This window comes from Mycobacterium sp. 852002-51961_SCH5331710, from assembly GCF_001665535.1.
In the GTDB taxonomy this organism is placed as follows: domain Bacteria; phylum Actinomycetota; class Actinomycetes; order Mycobacteriales; family Mycobacteriaceae; genus Mycobacterium.
Genome location: NZ_LZSQ01000051.1, coordinates 1 through 18,501 on the forward strand (window position 1 = coordinate 1; position 18,501 = coordinate 18,501).

Here is an 18,501-nt window from a genome sequence, read left to right on the forward strand (position 1 = left end):
CGGCCGACATCTCGCCGATCGAGAAGAGCATGCCGAAGTACATGACGACGATCAGGATCGACGCGATGGCCAGGCCGCCCCAGCCGGCGGCGCCGATACCGAAGTTCCATCCGGAGAAGTCGCCGGAGATGACCGCGGCGATGCCGATGCCCCACAGACCCCAGAACCCGGCAGTCCGCTTGAGTTGCCGCTTCTCGAAGTAGCCGTCGCCGGCCTGGCTGTAGGTGACGCCACCCGAGCTCTTCATCTTGTCCTGCGCCTGGTCTTGGGCCACCGATTCGGCTCCTTCTTGCGGTGATGAGGCATGAGGAGAATAAGCTTGCAAAGGTCTGGTGTCCTACCTTTGGAAGTGACATTTGTGTAAAAGACTTGGGCGAACGTCGGAGCGAGCCCGATCCAATGGTTGACTACCCGCAATCTCGCGCCGTTGAAGGAAAGGCCCCACCACCGATGAGCGTCGCAACGGGCATGTTGTCGCAGGCCGATCTCGAGCGCATGGTCGCCGCCGGCGACATCGACACGGTGATCGTCGCGTTCTGTGACATGCAGGGCAGGCTGACCGGCAAACGGGTGTCGGGCCGATTGTTCGTCGAAGAGGTCGCCGAGCACGGCGCCGAGTGTTGTAACTACCTGCTGGCCGTCGACGTCGACATGAACACGGTCGCCGGCTACTCGATGTCGAGCTGGGAGACCGGCTACGGCGACATGGTGATGACGCCGGACTTCTCGACGTTGCGGCTGATTCCGTGGCTGCCGGGAACCGCGATGGTGATGGCCGATCTCGGTTGGCACGACGGCAGCCCGGTGCAGCAGGCGCCGCGCAGCATTCTCAACCGGCAGATCGACCGGCTCGCCGAACGCGGCCTGGTGCCCTACGTCGGGACCGAACTCGAGTTCATGGTGTTCGACGACGGGTTCCGCGACGCGTGGGCCAAGGGGTACCGGGACATGACGGCGGCCTCGGACTACAACGTCGACTACGCGATGCTGGGCTCGACGCGAATGGAACCGCTGCTGCGCGACATTCGGCTCGGCATGGCCGGCGCGGGCATGTACTGCGAAGGCGTCAAGGGCGAGTGCAACCTCGGCCAGCAGGAGATCGCGTTCCGCTTCGACCATGCGCGGGTCACATGCGACAACCACACGATCTACAAGAACGGCGCCAAGGAGATCGCCGACCAGCATGGCAAGAGCCTGACCTTCATGGCGAAATTCGATGAGCGCGAGGGCAACAGCTGCCACGTGCACATCTCGCTGCGGGGTTCCGACGGTGCGGCGGTGTTCGCCGACGACAGCGATCCGCTGGGCATGTCGCCGATGTTCCGCAGCTTCGTCGCCGGCCAACTGGCCACGCTGCGCGAGCTGACACTGTTCTACGCGCCGAACATCAACTCCTACAAGCGGTTTGTCGACGGCAGCTTCGCCCCGACCGCGATCGCGTGGGGCCTCGACAATCGGACCTGCGCGCTGCGGGTCGTCGGCCACGGCCACGGTATGCGGATGGAGAACCGGGCGCCGGGCGGCGACGTCAACCAGTACCTGGCGGTTTCGGCGTTGATCGCCGGCGGCCTGTACGGCATCGAACGCGAACTCGAGTTGCCCGAGCCGACGGAGGGTAACGCGTACACCACTGGCGCCGAACGCCTTCCGACCACGCTGACCGAAGCCGCGTCGCTGTTCGAGAAGTCCGAGGTCGCGCGCGCCGCGTTCGGCGACGAGGTGGTCGAGCACTACCTCAACAACGCCCGCGTCGAGCTGACCGCGTTCAACTCCGCCGTCACGGACTGGGAAAGGATGCGCGGCTTTGAGCGGCTCTAGTCTCCCGGCGTCTCCGGCGAGCAGACGCAAACCTGACCAAAATGGCGGCGAAATGGGCAGTTTCGCGTCTGTTCGCGAAGAAAAATCGCGCCCAGTGCTCGGGTTGACGACCTACCTGCAGCAGGCGCAGACCGGCGTGTGGGACGTGCGGGCGAGCTTCCTGCCCGCGATCTACTTCGAGGGTGTGGAACTGGCGGGCGGCATCTCGGTGCTGCTCCCGCCGCAACAGGTCGACGATGCCATCGCCGACCGCGTCCTCGACGGCCTCGACGGCGTCATCATCACCGGCGGGCGCGACGTCGTGGCTGCGCACTACGGCCAGGAGCCGCATCCGGCCACCGACCGCGACACCGAGGACAACCGGCGACGCGACCGGTTCGAGTTCGCGTTGGTGCGCGGTGCGATGCGGCGTGGCATGCCGGTGCTGGGCATCTGCCGCGGCGCACAGGTGCTCAACGTCGCGCTCGGCGGCACGCTGCACCAGCACCTGCCCGACGTCATCGGGCACAACCGCCATCAGCAGGGCAACGCGGTGTTCACCACGTCGACGGTGCGTACGGTGCCGGGCACGCGGCTGGCCGGGCTCATCGGCGAGTCGTCGGACGCACAGTGTTATCACCACCAGGCGATCGACGAACTCGGCGACGGCCTGGTGATCAGCGCGCAGGACGACGACGGCGTCATCGAGGCGGTCGAGCTGCCCGGCGAGTCCTTCGTGCTGGCCGTGCAGTGGCATCCCGAGGAGCGCCTCGACGATCTGCGGCTGTTCGCCGCGGTGGTCGAGGCGGCGGACGCATATGCGAAGGAAAGGGCAAACGCTTGAGCACATCCGACGTGATCAACCCGGCTACCGAAGAGCTGCTGCGCACCGTCGAGCAGACCGACGAGGCCGGCGTCGACGATGCGGTGGCGCGAGCCAAAGCGGCGCAACGGGACTGGGCCCGGCGCGCACCCGCCGAACGGGCGGCCGCGCTGCGCGCCTTCGCCGCGACGGTCGATACGCACATCGGCGAGTTGGCCGCTCTGGAAGTGGCGAACTCCGGGCACCCGATCGGCAACGCCGAATGGGAGGCCGGCCACGTCCGCGATGTGCTGCAGTTCTACTCCGCCACACCGGAACGCCTGTCCGGCAAGCAGATTCCCGTCGCAGGCGGCGTCGATGTCACGTTCAACGAACCGCTCGGCGTGGTCGGCATCATCACGCCGTGGAACTTCCCGATGACGATCGCCTCCTGGGGTTTCGCGCCCGCGCTCGCGGCGGGCAACGCGGTGCTGATCAAACCCGCCGAATGGACGCCGCTGACCACGATCCGGCTGGGCGAGTTGGCCGTCGAGGCGGGCATCCCCGCCGATCTCTTCTGTGTGTTGCCCGGCAAAGGATCGGTGGTCGGCGAGCGCTTCGTCTCGCACCCCGACGTGCGCAAGGTCGTGTTCACTGGTTCGACCGAGGTCGGCACCCGGGTCATGGCCGGCGCCGCCAAACAGGTCAAGCGCGTGACCCTCGAGTTGGGCGGTAAGAGCGCCAACATCGTCTTCGACGACTGCGATCTCGAGCAGGCCGCGGCCACCGCCCCGTACGGCGTGTTCGACAATGCCGGCCAGGACTGCTGTGCGCGCAGCCGGATCCTGGTGCAGCGCAACGTCTACGACCGGTTCATGGAGTTGTTCGAACCCGCCGTCAAGGGCGTCGTGGTCGGCGACCCGGGCGCCAAGGACACCGAGATGGGTCCGCTGGTGTCCAAGGCGCACTGGAACACCGTCGCCTCTTTCGTGCCCGACGACGCGCCCGTCGCGTTCCGCGGGTCGGCGCCGTCGGGACCCGGATACTGGTTCCCACCGACGGTACTGACGCCGCAGCGCACCGATCGCGCGGTGCGCGAGGAGATCTTCGGCCCCGTGGTCACCGTGCTGCCGTTCGAGGACGAGGCCGACGCGATCGCGCTCGCCAACGACACCCCCTACGGGCTGTCCGGGTCGATCTGGACCGAGAACCTGTCGCGGGCGATGCGGGTCTCGCGGGCGGTGGAATCGGGCAACCTGTCGGTCAATTCGCATTCGTCGGTGCGCTACAACACGCCGTTCGGCGGCTTCAAACAGTCCGGCCTCGGCCGCGAACTCGGACCGGACGCGCCGCTGTCGTTCACCGAAACCAAGAACGTGTTCTTCGCAGTGCAGGAGGCCTAGATGGATCTCACCCAACGGTTGGCGGGAAAGGTCGCCGTCATCACCGGCGGCGCCAGCGGCATCGGCCTGGCCAGCGCCAAGCGGATGAAGGCCGAGGGCGCGACCATCGTCATCGGTGACATCGACCCGGCGGCGGGAAAGACCGTCGCCGACGACCTCAACGGCACCTTCGTCCAGGTCGACGTGTCCGACCAGGTCGCGGTCGACACGCTGTTCGACACCGCGGCCGAGACCTACGGCTCGGTCGACATCGCTTTCAACAACGCCGGCATCAGCCCGCCCGAGGACGATCTGATCGAGGACACCGGCATCGACGCGTGGCAGCGGGTGCAGGACGTCAACCTCAAATCGGTGTTCTTCTGCTGCAAGGCGGCGCTGCGCCACATGGTGCCGCAGCAGAAGGGTTCGATCGTCAACACCGCTTCCTTTGTGGCGGTGATGGGTTCGGCCACCTCGCAGATCTCCTACACCGCGTCAAAGGGTGGTGTGCTGGCGATGTCGCGTGAGCTCGGCGTGCAGTACGCGCGGCAGGGCATCCGGGTCAACGCGTTGTGCCCGGGACCGGTCAACACCCCGCTGCTGCAGGAGCTGTTCGCCAAGGATCCCGAACGGGCCGCGCGGCGGCTGGTGCACATCCCGGTGGGCCGCTTCGCCGAACCCGACGAACTCGCCGCCGCGGTGGCGTTCCTCGCCAGCGACGACGCGTCGTTCATCACCGCCTCGTCGTTCCTCGTCGACGGCGGCATCAGCGGCCACTACGTTACTCCGCTGTAAACCATGTCGGCCGACCCGGACGGACCGGTGGCACCCGCGGCGCTCACCGCGGAGGCGGCCGAGGCGCTGCTGCGCCCCGTGCGTGGCGGCAACGCCTTCGAGGACACCGTCGGGCGGCTGCTGCAGACCATCCGGCTCGGGGTGCTGCAACCGGGTGAATGCCTGCCGCCCGAACGGGAACTCGCCTCGCGGCTCGGCGTCAGCCGCGACACCGTGCGCGAGGCCATCAAGTCGCTGTCCGACGCCGGCTATCTGGTGTCGCGGCGGGGGCGCTACGGCGGGACGTTCCTCGCCGACGAACTGCCCACGCCCATCACCGGAAACGACGAAGTGACGCGTGCGGACATCGACGATGCGCTGCGTCTGCGCGAGATCCTCGAAGTCGGTGCCGCGCACATGGCCGCCAGCCGAACGCTGACCGCCGCCGAGCGCGAACAACTGTGGCTGCGGCTGGGCGACGTCCGCGGCGCCGCCCCGGATGACTACCGGCGGCTCGACTCGCGTCTGCATCTGGCGATAGCCGAGGCGGCCGGCTCACCGTCACTGGTGCCGCTGCTGGCGGAGAACAGGATGCGGCTCAACGCGCTGCTCGACCAGATCCCGTTGCTGCCCCGAAACATCGCCCACTCCGACGAGCAGCACGAGGCGATCGTCATGGCGATCCTCGCCGGCGACGCGGACGGTGCGGCGTCGGCGATGCGGGCGCACGTCGAGGGCTCGGCCGCGCTGCTGCACGGCTTCCTTGCCTAAGGTCCGCCCTTCTTGTGCGAGCGTGCGTGTTTGCTGACGACACGCCGCCGGATTTCCGACATTCGCGCACGGTCAAGCACCCTCGAACGTGCACATCGGCGTTACATTGAGTCCCGTGAACGAGCCCGTCGGCCAGGTGGACGTCGAACGCGCGGCGTCGGCGCTGGCCGACGTCGACACCGCCAGCTGGACTCAGCGGTTCGACCTGCTGTCCGACCCGCACAGGCTGGAAATCCTGCTCACATTGCACCGCGTCCCGGGAATCCGGGTCGGGGACCTGGCCTCCGCGCTCGGCCGCTCAGAAAACGCCGTCTCGCAAGCGCTTCGCGTGTTGCGCCAGCAGGGCTGGGTCAGCGCGACCCGCGTGGGACGGGGGGTCAGCTACCGCCTCGACGACGAGATCGTGCACGACCTGCTGCACTGGATCGGCGCCCGGCACGGCTGACGCCGTTTTCCGCCCCATACACGCTGACCTGGTGAAAGCTGTATGCCGTGGCGGTGCAGTTCCGTTTACTCGGCGACGTCGAGGCCCACGTGGACGGCGCGCGGGTCGAGATCGGCCCGTCCCGCCAGCGCTGCGTCCTGGCGGCGCTTCTGGTCGACGTCAACCGCCCGGTGCCATCCGACGAGCTGATCGACCGTGTGTGGGCAGACGACCCGCCGCACCGCGCCCGAAACGCGTTGGCCGCATACGTTTCCCGGCTCCGGCATCTCCTGGCCGGCGGTTTCGAAATCACCCGCGGCCCAGGCGGGTACGTGCTCAGCGCGGATCCGACGACGGTGGATGTGCACCTGTTCCGCGACCTCGTCGCACAGGCGCGCGCGACGGCCGATCCCGGCCGGGCCGATGCGCTGTTCGCCGAGGCGCTGACGCTGTGGCGCGGTGAACCGTTCGCGACCCTGGAGACGCCGTGGCTGGACGACGTCCGGCGTGGATTGCAGGCTGAACGCCTGGCCGCTGCACTGGACCACAACGACATCAGGCTGCGGATCGGTCGGCACGGGGAGCTGATTCCGCTGTTGACGTCCCTGCTGCGCGACCATCCGCTCGACGAGCGATTGGCGAGCCAATTGATGCTTGCGCAGTACCGGTGTGGTCGCCAGGTTGATGCGCTGAATACTTTCCGGACGATGCGAAGTCGGCTGGTCGACGAACTGGGCGTGGAGCCAGGACCGGCGCTGCGGCAGGTGCACCAGGAGATACTCGAGGGCGATCCGGTGCAGCCACCGGTCGGCATTGCCGCCGCGAAGCCCAACACCGTGCCCAGGCGCGCCACCAGCCTCATCGGCCGCGACGACGACTTACGTCGGGTTGTCGATGCGTTGAGCGGCGGACCGCTCATCACGTTGATCGGCGTCGGTGGCGTCGGCAAGACGCGGTTGGCGCTCGAAGCGGCGTCTAGATCCGCGGACGGTTTCCCCGACGGGGCGTGGGTCTGCGAGCTCGCACCCGTCGAGGACGAAGCGGCCGTCGCGCACGCCGTTGCGGTGGCTCTGCGCTTACAGCAGCAGCAGGGCCTCGACATCGAGACCACCGTGATCGAATATCTGCGATCTCGCAAACTGCTTGTGCTGCTGGACAATTGCGAGCACGTGCTGGACTCCGCTGCACGGTTGGCAGACCGAATGGTGCGCCACTGCCCAGAAGTGGTGGTGCTGACGACAAGTCGCGAAGCGCTCAATGTCGAAGGTGAGATGCTTCTGCCGGTGCCACCGCTGTCTGTTGATGACGGCGTCCGGCTGTTCACCGAACGGGCGCGCTCGGGCAGACCCGACTTCGAGCTCGAAAGCGAGCCGGCGGGCGCCGTCGCCGAGATCTGTCGTCGTCTCGACGGTCTGCCACTGGCGATCGAACTGGCCGCCGCAAGAATGCGGGCGATGAGCAGCCTCGATGTCGCGCGCAGGCTGGACAGCCTGCGGTTGCTCAGCGGCGGTGCCCGGGACGCGCTCCCTCGGCAACAGAGCCTTACCGCCACGATCGACTGGTCGTATCAGCTGCTGACGGAATCCGAACAGGATCTGTTCATCCGGTTGTCGGTTTTCGCGGGCGGTTTCGATCTGGCCGCGGTACACGGCGTGTGCGGGACGGGTGACGAGGACGACACTCTCGATCTGCTCACCGGGCTTCTCGACAAGTCGATGGTGACGCGCCGTGCGGGCGCCGGGAACACGCGTTACGCGATGCTCGAGACGCTGCGGGCCTACGGCCGAAATCGGTTGCAGAAAATGGGTGTCGATCACGACGTGACGAAACGCCACGCCCGCTACTACACCGATCTGGCGCAAACTGCGGCCGCTGAAATGCACGGGCCCGACGAGGCCGGGTGGGTGGATCGGATGCTGCCCGACTACGACAACATCCGGACCGCATTCGAACACTCCGTCGCCGCCGGAGACATCGACACCGCGATGCGGTTGGTCACCTCGTTGTCCGAAACCATGCATCTGCGAATCGGATACGAGTCCGCCGGCTGGGCGGAGCGGATCGTCGAGCTGGCCGATCCCGCGCACCCTTTGTACGCGGCCGCCGTCGGCTTCGCGGCACGTGGTGCATGGAACCGCGGCGAATCCGAAAACGCGCGCGCACTCGCCGAATTGGCCGCCGGTCGCACACCGGGCCGAGGCAACGGGCGCATCGCATACCCGGGTGACGTCCTGGCAGACCTCGCGCTCTATGACGGAGACCCACGCACCGCGCTCCGACATTACGAGGCCGAGATGGCGCGTGCGCGCGCCGATGACGACTCGATCCGTTTGGTGTGGACGTTGTTCTACGTAGCCATCTGTCACGCCGCATTGCGTCGACCGGAGAACGGAATTGCCGCGGCGCAGGAAGCGCTCCATGTCGCGGACGGCACCTCGAACCCGACCGCGCGGTCGATGGCGCGCTATGCGCTCGGGCTGGTGCTCAAGAAATCCGACCCGGAGCGCGCGCTGGTGTTGTTCGACGACGCTGCCGCGCTGGCAGCATCGGTCAGGAACTTCTGGTGGCATGGCATCGCCCTGATGGAGGCGGCGTCCACCCGCGCCGTCCACGGTGAACCGCGCACGGCGGCCGCGGCGCTCATCGACGTGCTCGACCACTGGGATCGGGTGGGCGACTGGAGCCAACAGTGGCTCAATCTGCGCTACATCACCCGCTTCCTGACACGGATGGGCGCCGACGATGCGGCGTCGACGGTGCACCACGCTCTGGTCGACGCGGGAAAGCCCTCGCCGCTTCCCGCCGACAGGCAACCGCAGGGACAGCGCGCTGTCAGTGGTGTCGAGGCCGTCCGTCTGGCGCGATCAACGCTATCGGAGATCGGTGTCGACGCGGCTGCCACCGCAACCGGCGCGACACCGTCCTGACGCGTCCTCACCGAGGCTGCACTAAACATCACGTGAGCTGCGGATTTCACGATCGTCCAAGGATCTTCGAAACCTTCTCTCAGAGACTTCATCCGTCAAAAACCGAACGGTCGGACCCCCACGGTCCGACCATCAAGAGAGAAGAGAAAACCATGAAGCATCCACTGTTCAAACGTGTTGCCGTCGTCTCCGCGCTGTCGGCGTCGCTCGCGATGCCCGCGGTCGCCGGACTCGTCGCGCCGAGCGCTTACGGCAAGCCGATCAACGAGAACACCATCAAGGAGGTGTGCAAGCAGGCCGGCGGCAGGTACGAGACGGCCGTCGCCGTCGACATCAGGAGTTCGGCATGCACCTACAAGGCCAGTGACGGCGTCACCTACACCGACCACTACGCGAACGGCAACTACACCGGGACCACCGGGCCCGGCGGGCGGCCGGCCTGAAGCTGAGCGCTGCCGAACCGGCGGCGACGGCGGGAAAGAACCACGAGGAGGTTGACATGACTACCACTGAACCGACCACGACGACGGGCGATGGCGATCGGCAGCTCAAGGCCAAACATCGCGCGTTATGGGCCTCGGGCGATTACCCCGCCGTCGCCGCCGAACTCATTCCCACCCTCGGCCCGGAACTGGTCCGGGCCTGCGGGGTGCGTCCCGGCGATCGGGTGCTCGACGTCGCGGCCGGCTCGGGCAATGCGGCGATTCCAGCCGCGGAGCTCGGCGCGGCCGTCACGGCGAGCGACCTCACGCCGGAACTGTTCGACGCGGGGCGCCGCATCGCCGCCGAGCGGGGTGTGACCCTGGAGTGGGCGGAAGCCGACGCGGAGGCATTGCCGTTCGCCGACAACGGTTTCGACGTGGTGATGTCTTGTGTCGGTGCGATGTTTGCGCCGCACCATCAGGAAACCGCCGACGAACTGATCAGGGTGACCCGGCCCGGCGGAATGATCGGGATGATCAACTGGACGCCCGAAGGCTTCATCGGGAAGTTGTTCGCGACCATGAAGCCCTATGCGCCGCCGCCACCGCCGGGGGCGACCCCGCCGCCGCTGTGGGGCAGCGAGGAGCACGTCCGCGCGCTGTTCGGGGACCGGGTCAGCGACCTCACGCTGCGCCGCAAGACGGTGCGCATGGACCACTGCACCACGCCGCTGGAATTCCGCGAGTACTGGAAACGCAACTACGGACCCACGATCGCGGCGTACAAGTTCAACGCCAACGACACCGAACGCGTCGAAGCGCTGGACCGCGACTTCCTGGCCTTCCTCACCGAAGCTAATCAGGCCGACGTGCCGGGCCGGACCGCGTACGACGCCGAATACCTGCTCATCACCGCTATCAAGCGCACGACCTGATCGGCGGCCGGTTGACGCCGCCAGATGAACATGTGTTCAGCTAGACAGGCAACGGCGCAGCGGCCTAGGGTCGCAGCATGGCCGTCGTCGAGCAGGTGCAGACATCTCCTCCCACCCGATTCGACCGCACCGACTGGACGACCATCGCCGCCATGGGCGGCTTCGTCTTCGCGCTGCACGTGTTCGGTTGGGGAGTGCTCGTCTTCGGCGTAGCGCCGCAGCACATCACCCTGGGCTCGGCCGGTGTGTTCGGCGTCGGTCTCGGAGTGACCGCGTATCTGCTCGGTGTGCGGCACGCGTTCGACGCCGACCACATCGCGGTGATCGACAACACCACCCGCAAGCTGGTGGGCGAGGGGACCCGCTCCCTGTCGACGGGGTTCTGGTTCTCGCTCGGCCACTCCACCGTCGTCTTCGGGCTGGCCTTCCTGCTGGCGATCGGCGTGCGGGCAGTGGTCGGGCCGGTCCAGGACGAGAACTCGCCGCTGCTGCAGACGCTCGGTCTGGTCGGCTCGTTGGTTGCGGGCACCTTCCTCATCCTGATCGGTCTCTCGAACCTGTTCGCCGCCGTGGGGATCGCCAAGATCTTCCGGCGGATGCGCGGCGGCGATTTCGACGAAGCCGAGTTGGAGCGCCAGCTCGAACAGCGCGGCTTTCTCGCGCGGTTGTTCGCCACGCTGATGCGGCGGGTGAACAAGCCGTGGCACCTCTACCCGGTCGGGCTCCTCATGGGGCTGGGCTTCGACACCGCCACGCAGGTGGCGCTTCTGGTGCTGGCCGCGGGAACGGCCGCGTTCACCCTGCCCTGGTACGCGATCCTCGTTCTCCCTGTGCTTTTCGCCGCCGGGATGAGCCTGTTCGACGCGGCCGACGGCGTCCTCATGACCAGGGCGTACGGCTGGGCGTTCCTGCAGCCGATCCGCAAGGTCTACTACAACCTGACCGTGACCATGCTGTCGGTGGTCGTGGCCCTGTTCATCGGGGTCATCGTGCTTGCGGGGCTCATCGTCGAACGCCTCGGCATCGAGTCGGGTCCGCTCGCCGCGATCGGGTCACTCAACCTGGAGTCCGTCGGGTTCATGATCGTCGGGCTGTTCGTGGCCGCATGGTTGATCGCCGTCGCCGTCTGGCGATTCGGTCGAGTCGGAACCCGTTGGGCGCAAACGTCTTAGTGCCGTCGCGACGGCGGCCACGGCGGTTCGCCGCACAGCGCCAGCAACGCGTTCTCGATGACCTCCGGAAGCGCGGGGTGGATCCAGTACTGCCCGCGCGCCATCTCCTGTGCGGGTAGGTCGAACGCCATCGCCTGGATGACGGGCTGGATCAGCGACGACGCCTGATGGCCCATGATGTGCGCGCCGAGCAGCAGGCCGGTCTCGTCGTCGACGATGAGCTTGGCGATGCCGGAGGTGTCCTCCATGGCCCACCCGTATGCGACGTCGGCGTAATCCTGGATCTTGACCTTGATTCTGAATCCCTGTGCGCGCGCTTCGTTCTCGGTCAATCCGACGCTGGCGATCTGCGGGTCGGTGAAGACCGCCGACGGCACGTAACGGTGGTTGGCGGGCATGAGCGCCTCGGTGTCATCCCAGTCCTGGAGCAGATTGTGTTTGACCACACGCGCTTCGTGGTTGGCCACGTGCTTGAGCTGGAAGTCCGAGGACACGTCGCCGAGCGCGAAAATGCCGCGCGCGGTGGTGCGTTGGTATTCGTCGACGACGACCTGCCCGCTCGCGGTCACCTTCACCCCGGCGTGCTCGGCATCGAGCATGTCGCCGTTGGGCACGCGACCGGTAGCCACCAACAACGCGTCGCCGCGCAGCGTCGAGCCGTCCTGACACGTGATCTCGACGCCGCCGTCGACCTCGCGCGCATCGACGAGCTCGTGATGGTTGCGCACTTCCCACTTCTTGGACGCGATGTCGGTGAAGCGCATCGCGATGTCGTCGTCGTGACCGCGCAGCAGCGTGCTGCCCCGGATCAGCAGCGTGATCTGGCTGCCGAGCGACGAGAAGATGTGGGCGAATTCGCAAGCGACATAACCGCCACCGACGATGATGAGATGGTCGGGAAGCTCGGTGATGCGCATGATCGTGTCGCTCGTGTGGTAAGGCGTACCGCAGTCCGTGACCGCGTCGGGCACCACCGCCCGGGAACCGGCCGCGATCACCACCTGGTCGGCGGTGAACTCGTCGCCGTCGTCGGTGCGCAGCGCATAACGGCCGTCGGGGAGGGTTGGCCGAAACCTGGTGTGGCTACGGAAAACCTGCACGTTCGGTGACGACCGTCGGTAGTTCTCTCCGGCGAGGGCCAGCGGATCGATCCGCCCGAAGATGCGCGAGACGATGTCGGGCCATCGCACGGCGTCGATGTGCGCGTCGACGCCGTATCGCGCTGCCTCCCTGACGTTGTCGGCGATACCGGCCGCGTAGACGAACATCTTCGTCGGGATGCATCCGACGTTCAGGCAGGTCCCGCCGAACACGCTTTTCTCGCAGATCGCGACCTTCTTGTCGATGTAGCGCTCGTCGAGGATCGAGTTGCCCGAGCCGGTGCCGATGATCGCGATGTCGAAGTGCGTCATGGTGACCAGCTTCCTGTAGAACGGCTGACGGTGTCGGAGCCGCGGACAACGCGGCGGGCCAGATACCAGTCGAGCCACTTGTCGAGTTCGTCGTACGCGGCCTGCCGCGCCTCGGGAACCGACAGGAACACGTCGTGCTTGGCGTCGACGATCGGCACGATCGTAGTGCGGTTTCCGATGCATCCCGCCCATCGCGCGATCTGCCCGACGTCGAGTACCGCGTCGCCGCGCTGGATCGCCTCGGGATCTCGCACCTCACGCACGCTGCGGTCCGAGCGCAGAATCAGGTTGGGCACACCGACGTCGAGCCCGCGGTGCAGTCTCGCGTGGCCCCGACGGATCGCGGCGATCCAACCCGTCGTGACGGGAAAGCCGCCGACCGGTTTCCACTTGAGGTCGTAATCGAAGTCGCCGTGGTAGTCGCGGTGCAACGACGTGCCGTATCCGCCCTCGCTCGGTGGCCGCAACACCAGCCGCTTGTTCACCCGCGACACCGCGCCCAGCGCGGCCCGGGTCGGCGCGGCCCGCAGGATCGACGGTCCCTGCAGATCCAGCCACGGGCTGTTGAGCACGAGGCCGCCGACCCGCTTGCGGTCGGTCAGCCCGCCGCTGCGCAGCCGGTCCAGCCACAACGAGACGATGAGGCCGCCCGCCGAGTGCCCGTAGACGAGCACTTCGGCGGGGGACACCGAGGCGATGATGTCGAGCGCGCGCTCCAGCTCGACGTCGTAGCGGGCGAGGTCGGTGGTGAAGTGCGGTGTCTGGCCCTCGCGCCATGAGCGGCCGCATTTGTGCAGGTCGATCGCGTAGAACGTGAATCCTCGGGCGGCGAAGTGATCGGCGAGCTCGGTGTTGAAGAAGTAGTCGGTGAACCCGTGCACCAACAGCACCGCGCGCGTGGCCGAGGCATCGGATTCACCGCGGCGCACCAGGGTGGCGACGAGCTCGCCCTCGCCGTCCGGGTCCGCGCCGAGGGCCATGGTGTGTTGCCAGTAGCCCGGCAGCACATCTGCCTTCCAGTCGGGCACGACAGCAACGATAGTCGGCGCGCCCGGTGCCGCCGGGGTAAGCGCTGAACGGCGCTGCGCAGGGGATTGAGAACGCCCGCTGCGGGCTAACCTGATGACCGAACATACCGCGGCCACCAGGACAATCGGGGGAGCTGAGAGTGTCTGACGAACCGAGGAAGACAGACGTCGTGCTCATCGGGGCCGGCATCATGAGCGCAACGCTGGGCACGCTGCTGCGGCTCTTGGAGCCGGACTGGTCGATCACGCTCATCGAGCGACTCGACGCGGCGGCCGCCGAGAGCAGCGACGCATGGAACAACGCCGGCACCGGCCATTCGGCGCTGTGCGAGCTCAACTACACTCCGCAGAAGCCCGACGGGTCGATCGACATCTCGAAGGCCGTGCGCATCAACGAGCAGTTCCAGGTGACGCGCCAGTTCTGGGCGTATGCGGTGGAGAACGGTGTGATCACCGACCCGCGTAGCTTCCTCAACCCAATTCCGCATGTGAGTTTCGTGCACGGCGACGAAGGGGTGAAGTACCTGCGGCGCCGCTATGACGCGCTGGTGACCAACCCGCTGTTCGCGCGCATGGAGTACATCGACGACGAGCACGAGTTCGCCCAGCGGCTCCCGCTGATGGCGCAGAACCGTGACTTCTCCGACCCGGTCGCGCTGAACTGGACGCAGCAGGGCACCGACGTCGACTTCGGCGCCTTGTCGCGCCAGCTGCTCGGCTACGTCGCTCAGCGCGGTATGACCACGCAGTTCGGACACGAGGTGCGCGATCTGCGCAAGGACTCCGACGGCTCGTGGACCTTGAAGGTGGCCAACCTGCGCACCGGGCGCACGAGCAAGCTCAAGAGTCGGTTCGTGTTCGTCGGCGCGGGCGGCGGAGCGCTGAACCTGCTGCAGAAGGCGGGCATGAAGGAGGCCAAGAACTTCGGCGGCTTTCCGGTCAGCGGCAAGTTCCTGCGCACCGATGTCTCCAGCCTGACCGCCGCGCATCGAGCCAAGGTGTACGGCCAGCCGCCTGTCGGTGCGCCGCCGATGTCGGTCCCGCACCTGGACGCGCGCGTCATCAACGGCCGGTCCTGGCTGCTGTTCGGACCGTTCGCGGGGTGGTCGCCGAAGTTCCTCAAGCAGGGCGACGTCTTCGACCTGCCCGAGTCCATCACGCTCAACAACGTCGCGTCGATGGTCAACGTCGCGCTCACCCAGTTCGGACTGCTGAAGTACCTGGTCGGCCAGCTGATGCTGTCGGACGCCGAGCGGATCGATGCCCTACGCGAATTCGCGCCCAGCGCACGGGAATCCGACTGGGAACTCAACGTCGCGGGGCAGCGCGTCCAGGTGATCTGCGGTAAAAGCGGCAAGGGCGTGCTGGACTTCGGCACCACCGTGCTGACATCCGGGGACGGCACCATCGCGGGGCTGCTGGGCGCATCGCCGGGCGCGTCGACCGCCGTGCCCGCCATGCTCGACGTACTGCAACGCTGCTTCGCCGAGCGTTATCCGTCGTGGGAGGCCAAGATCAAGGACATGGTGCCGTCCCTGGGTCACGAATTGTCCTCCGAGCCAGCGCTGTTCGACGAGGTCTGGTCGCACGGCAACCGCATCCTGCGACTCGACGAGTCCTCGGCGGTGGCCACGGGATGACGGTTGCGCTGCGCCGCAGTTGGTCTCGTGACCTGGACGCCGCGACGCTGTACGAACTGCTGAAGCTGCGAGTCGAGGTGTTCGTAGTGGAGCAGGCCATTCCGTACCCGGAACTCGACGGCCGTGACCTCCTCGGTGAGACACGGCACTTCTGGCTGGAAACCTCCACCGGTGAGGTCATTTCGACGCTGCGTCTGATGGAGGAGCATCCCGGTGGCCACAAGGGCTTCCGAATCGGGCGCGTGTGCACCAAACGCGAGGCGCGCGGGCACGGGCACAGCACCCGGCTTCTGCAGGCCGCGCTGGCCGAGGTCGGCGACTATCCGTGTCGCATCGACGCGCAGACCTACCTGGCCGACATGTACGCCCGCCTCGGCTTCGTCCGCGACGGCGAGGAGTTCATGCAGGACGGCATTCCGCACGTCCCTATGCTGAAGCCGTGACCTATCCCTTCAGCGCGATCGTCGGGCATGACCGCCTACGACTGGCGCTGCTGCTGTGCGCGATCCGTCCCGACATCGGCGGGGTCCTGATCCGCGGCGAGAAGGGCACCGCGAAGTCGACCGCGGTGCGGGGATTGGCCAAGGTGCTCGAGGCGGCGGCGGACGGTGCTCCCGGGACCTCCGGCAAGCTGGTCGAACTGCCGATCGGCGCCACCGAGGACCGGGTGGTCGGGTCGCTGGACCTGCAGAAGGTGCTGCGCGACGGCGAGCATGCGTTCTCACCCGGGCTGCTGGGCCGCGCGCACGGCGGCGTGCTCTACGTCGACGAGGTGAACCTGCTGCACGACCACCTGGTCGACGTGTTGCTCGACGCCGCGGCGATGGGGCGGGTGCACGTCGAGCGTGACGGGGTGTCGCACAGTCACGACGCCCGGTTCGTCTTGATCGGCACGATGAATCCTGAAGAGGGCGAACTGCGTCCGCAGCTGCTCGACCGGTTCGGGTTGACCGTCGACGTGCGGGCCTCGCGCGACGTCGACGTCCGCGTCGAGGTGATCCGGCAGCGCATGGCGTACGAGGCCGATCCCGACGCATTCGCGCAGCGCTACGCCGACGCCGACGCCGAGTTGGCGCAACGGGTCGCCGCGGCGCGTGCTCTGGTCGCCTCGGTTTCGCTGCCGGACAGCGAATTACGACGCATCGCGGCGCTGTGTGCGGCGTTCGACGTCGACGGGATGCGCGCCGACCTCGTCGTCGCCAGGACCGCCGTCGCGCACGCCGCGTGGCGCGGGGCCGACACGGTGGCCGAGGAGGACGTCCGGGTGGCCGCCGAACTCGCGCTGCCGCACCGCCGTCGGCGCGACCCGTTCGACGACCCTGGTCTCGATCCGGGGCAGCTCGACGACGCGATGGCGCAGGCCGACGACGCCGCCGACGAAAACCCCGATCCCGAACCCGACCCGCCGGGTGGTGGCGCGTCGACACCCGACACCGACGGCGGCAATGGTCAACAGTCACAACGGAGCTCGGGCGGCGCATCGCGACCGAACGCCACCCCGTCCGCCGTGTTCCGGACCCGGTCGCTGGTGGTGCCCGGCGTGGGGGAGGGTGCGCCAGGCCGCCGGTCGAGGGCGCGTAACCGCACCGGCAAGACGATCGCGGCGACCCCCGACGCTCGGACCGGTCACGGCGTGCACGTGTTCGGCACACTGTTGGCTGCGGTGGAGCGGCAGCGCGGTGCGGGGGCGCCCCGGCCGCGGCCGGACGATGTACGGCGGGCGATCCGGGAGGGCCGCGAGGGCAACCTGGTGATCTTCGTCGTCGACGCATCGGGTTCGATGGCCGCGCGCGACCGGATGTCCGCGGTCGGCGGCGCTGCGCTGTCGCTGCTGCGCGACGCGTATCAGCGGCGCGACAAGGTCGCCGTCATCACGTTCCGCCAGCGCGACGCGCAGGTGCTGCTTCCGCCGACGTCGTCGGTGCACATCGCGAGCCGGCGTCTGGCCCGCTTCGACACCGGCGGCAAGACGCCTCTGGCGGAGGGCTTGCTGGCGGCCCGCGACCTCGTGGTGAGGGAGAAGGCCCGCGACCGTGCCCGGCGCAGCCTGGTGGTGGTGCTGACCGACGGGCGCGCGACCGGCGGCGCCGACCCGTTGGGCCGCGCGCGGACGGCCGCCGCCCGGTTGGTCGCCGAAGGCGCCGCCGCGGTCGTCGTGGACTGCGAAACGTCGTATGTGCGGCTGGGCTTGGCCGAAGAACTCGCCGAACAACTGGGCGCCCCGGCGGTGCGGCTGGCCCAGCTCCGGGCGGACAGCCTGACCGACGTGGTCCGCACCGCCGCCTGACAGGGAGGTTCGTATGCCGCAGGGCCAGCCGCTGACGGTTCCCGACGACGGGTTGACCACCCGGGCGCGGCGCAACGCGCCGTTGTTCGCGGTGCACACCGGTCCCGGTAAAGGTAAGTCGACCGCGGCGTTCGGGATGGCATTGCGGGCGTGGAACCAAGGGTTCGACATCGCGGTGTTCCAGTTCGTCAAGAGCGCCAAGTGGAAGGTCGGCGAGGAGGCGGCGTTCCGCGAGCTCGGAAAGCTGCACGACGAGCACGGCGTCGGGGGGCCGGTGCAGTGGCACAAGATGGGCTCCGGCTGGTCGTGGTCGCGAAAGCAGGGCGACGAGGTCGATCACGCGGCCGCGGCCGCCGACGGCTGGACCGAGATCGCTCGGCGGCTCGCCGACGAGCGCCACGACTTCTACGTGCTCGACGAGTTCACCTACCCGCTGAAGTGGGGCTGGATCGACGTCGACGAGGTTGTCGACACTCTGCGCTCGCGGCCCGGCACCCAGCACGTCGTCATCACCGGCCGCGACGCCCCGCAGCGACTGCTGGACGCCGCGGACCTGGTCACCGAGATGACGAAGGTGAAGCATCCGATGGACGTCGGCCGCAAGGGCCAGAAGGGCATCGAGTGGTGACCCCACCTCTCGCCGACGGTTGGGCGAGCGTGCGTGTTTGCACACGACACGCGGGGAAATCCCGGCACCTTGCGCACGCTCGCGCCGACACGAGTGTGCA

The 18,501-nt window shown here is 67.8% G+C and carries 16 protein-coding genes and 1 pseudogene; 14 read left to right on the forward strand and 3 right to left on the reverse strand.

Annotated features, from left to right (window positions below):
- Nucleotides 1–274: pseudogene (locus A5752_RS08390) on the reverse strand (amino acid ABC transporter permease); the annotation flags it as partial.
- Nucleotides 275–450: 176 nt separating this feature from the next.
- Between A5752_RS08390 and A5752_RS08395 the strand changes: the two are divergent.
- The 10 genes from A5752_RS08395 to nicT all read left to right on the forward strand — a co-directional run bounded on the left by A5752_RS08395 (nt 451) and on the right by nicT (nt 11,406).
- The gene (locus tag A5752_RS08395) at nt 451–1,818 is read left to right on the forward strand and encodes a glutamine synthetase family protein (RefSeq protein WP_067084202.1); all 1,368 of its coding nucleotides are present in this window, start codon (nt 451–453) and stop codon (nt 1,816–1,818) included.
- Nucleotides 1,819–1,870: 52 nt separating this feature from the next.
- Entirely contained in the window at nt 1,871–2,641 is a 771-nt protein-coding gene (locus tag A5752_RS08400) for a gamma-glutamyl-gamma-aminobutyrate hydrolase family protein (protein ID WP_067084203.1), read from the forward strand.
- Nucleotides 2,638–4,002, forward strand: coding sequence for an aldehyde dehydrogenase family protein (locus tag A5752_RS08405; protein WP_067084205.1), 1,365 nt, complete (start codon nt 2,638–2,640; stop codon nt 4,000–4,002). Before A5752_RS08400 ends, A5752_RS08405 begins: the two co-directional genes overlap by 4 nt.
- A complete protein-coding gene (locus A5752_RS08410) occupies nt 4,003–4,776 on the forward strand; it encodes a 3-oxoacyl-ACP reductase (protein ID WP_067084207.1) in 774 nt (257 codons plus the stop codon).
- A gap of 3 nt (nt 4,777–4,779) precedes the next feature.
- The gene (locus A5752_RS08415; RefSeq protein WP_067084209.1) at nt 4,780–5,526 is read left to right on the forward strand and encodes a FadR/GntR family transcriptional regulator; all 747 of its coding nucleotides are present in this window, start codon (nt 4,780–4,782) and stop codon (nt 5,524–5,526) included.
- A 115-nt stretch (nt 5,527–5,641) separates the two neighbouring features.
- Nucleotides 5,642–5,971, forward strand: a complete 330-nt coding sequence (locus A5752_RS08420) for an ArsR/SmtB family transcription factor (RefSeq protein ID WP_090343693.1) — start codon at nt 5,642–5,644, stop codon at nt 5,969–5,971.
- Between the two features lie 47 nt (nt 5,972–6,018).
- On the forward strand, nt 6,019–8,877 hold the full coding sequence (locus A5752_RS08425) for an AfsR/SARP family transcriptional regulator (protein WP_067084210.1): 2,859 nt from the start codon (nt 6,019–6,021) through the stop codon (nt 8,875–8,877).
- A 152-nt stretch (nt 8,878–9,029) separates the two neighbouring features.
- Nucleotides 9,030–9,320: a hypothetical protein gene (locus A5752_RS08430; RefSeq protein WP_067084212.1), complete on the forward strand. Its 291-nt coding sequence runs from the start codon at nt 9,030–9,032 to the stop codon at nt 9,318–9,320.
- 56 nt (nt 9,321–9,376) lie between these two features.
- Entirely contained in the window at nt 9,377–10,234 is an 858-nt protein-coding gene (locus tag A5752_RS08435) for a class I SAM-dependent methyltransferase (protein ID WP_067084213.1), read from the forward strand.
- Between the two features lie 77 nt (nt 10,235–10,311).
- Nucleotides 10,312–11,406 carry a Nickel transporter NicT gene (nicT, locus tag A5752_RS08440; protein WP_067084216.1) on the forward strand — a complete coding sequence of 365 codons (1,095 nt, stop codon included), beginning with the start codon at nt 10,312–10,314 and terminating at the stop codon, nt 11,404–11,406.
- Here the strand turns inward: nicT and mtr are convergent.
- Entirely contained in the window at nt 11,403–12,818 is a 1,416-nt protein-coding gene (gene mtr / locus A5752_RS08445; RefSeq protein WP_067084218.1) for a mycothione reductase, read from the reverse strand. The genes nicT and mtr overlap by 4 nt on opposite strands.
- Nucleotides 12,815–13,798: an alpha/beta hydrolase gene (locus A5752_RS08450; RefSeq protein ID WP_067084232.1), complete on the reverse strand. Its 984-nt coding sequence runs from the start codon at nt 13,796–13,798 to the stop codon at nt 12,815–12,817. Before A5752_RS08450 ends, mtr begins: the two co-directional genes overlap by 4 nt.
- A gap of 188 nt (nt 13,799–13,986) precedes the next feature.
- On the opposite strand from A5752_RS08450, the gene mqo reads away from it, so the two are divergent.
- From mqo to cobO, 4 genes are read left to right on the forward strand one after another with little or no spacing between them, the layout of a single operon-like run.
- Nucleotides 13,987–15,486: a malate dehydrogenase (quinone) gene (gene mqo, locus A5752_RS08455; RefSeq protein WP_067084220.1), complete on the forward strand. Its 1,500-nt coding sequence runs from the start codon at nt 13,987–13,989 to the stop codon at nt 15,484–15,486.
- Nucleotides 15,483–15,929 carry a GNAT family N-acetyltransferase gene (locus A5752_RS08460; RefSeq protein WP_067084224.1) on the forward strand — a complete coding sequence of 149 codons (447 nt, stop codon included), beginning with the start codon at nt 15,483–15,485 and terminating at the stop codon, nt 15,927–15,929. The genes mqo and A5752_RS08460 overlap by 4 nt, the downstream gene beginning before the upstream one ends.
- Nucleotides 15,926–17,773: a magnesium chelatase subunit D family protein gene (locus A5752_RS08465; RefSeq protein WP_067084226.1), complete on the forward strand. Its 1,848-nt coding sequence runs from the start codon at nt 15,926–15,928 to the stop codon at nt 17,771–17,773. Before A5752_RS08460 ends, A5752_RS08465 begins: the two co-directional genes overlap by 4 nt.
- Nucleotides 17,774–17,786: 13 nt before the next feature.
- A complete protein-coding gene (gene cobO / locus A5752_RS08470) occupies nt 17,787–18,401 on the forward strand; it encodes a cob(I)yrinic acid a,c-diamide adenosyltransferase (RefSeq protein WP_067084228.1) in 615 nt (204 codons plus the stop codon).
- Nucleotides 18,402–18,501: the final 100 nt, after the last annotated feature.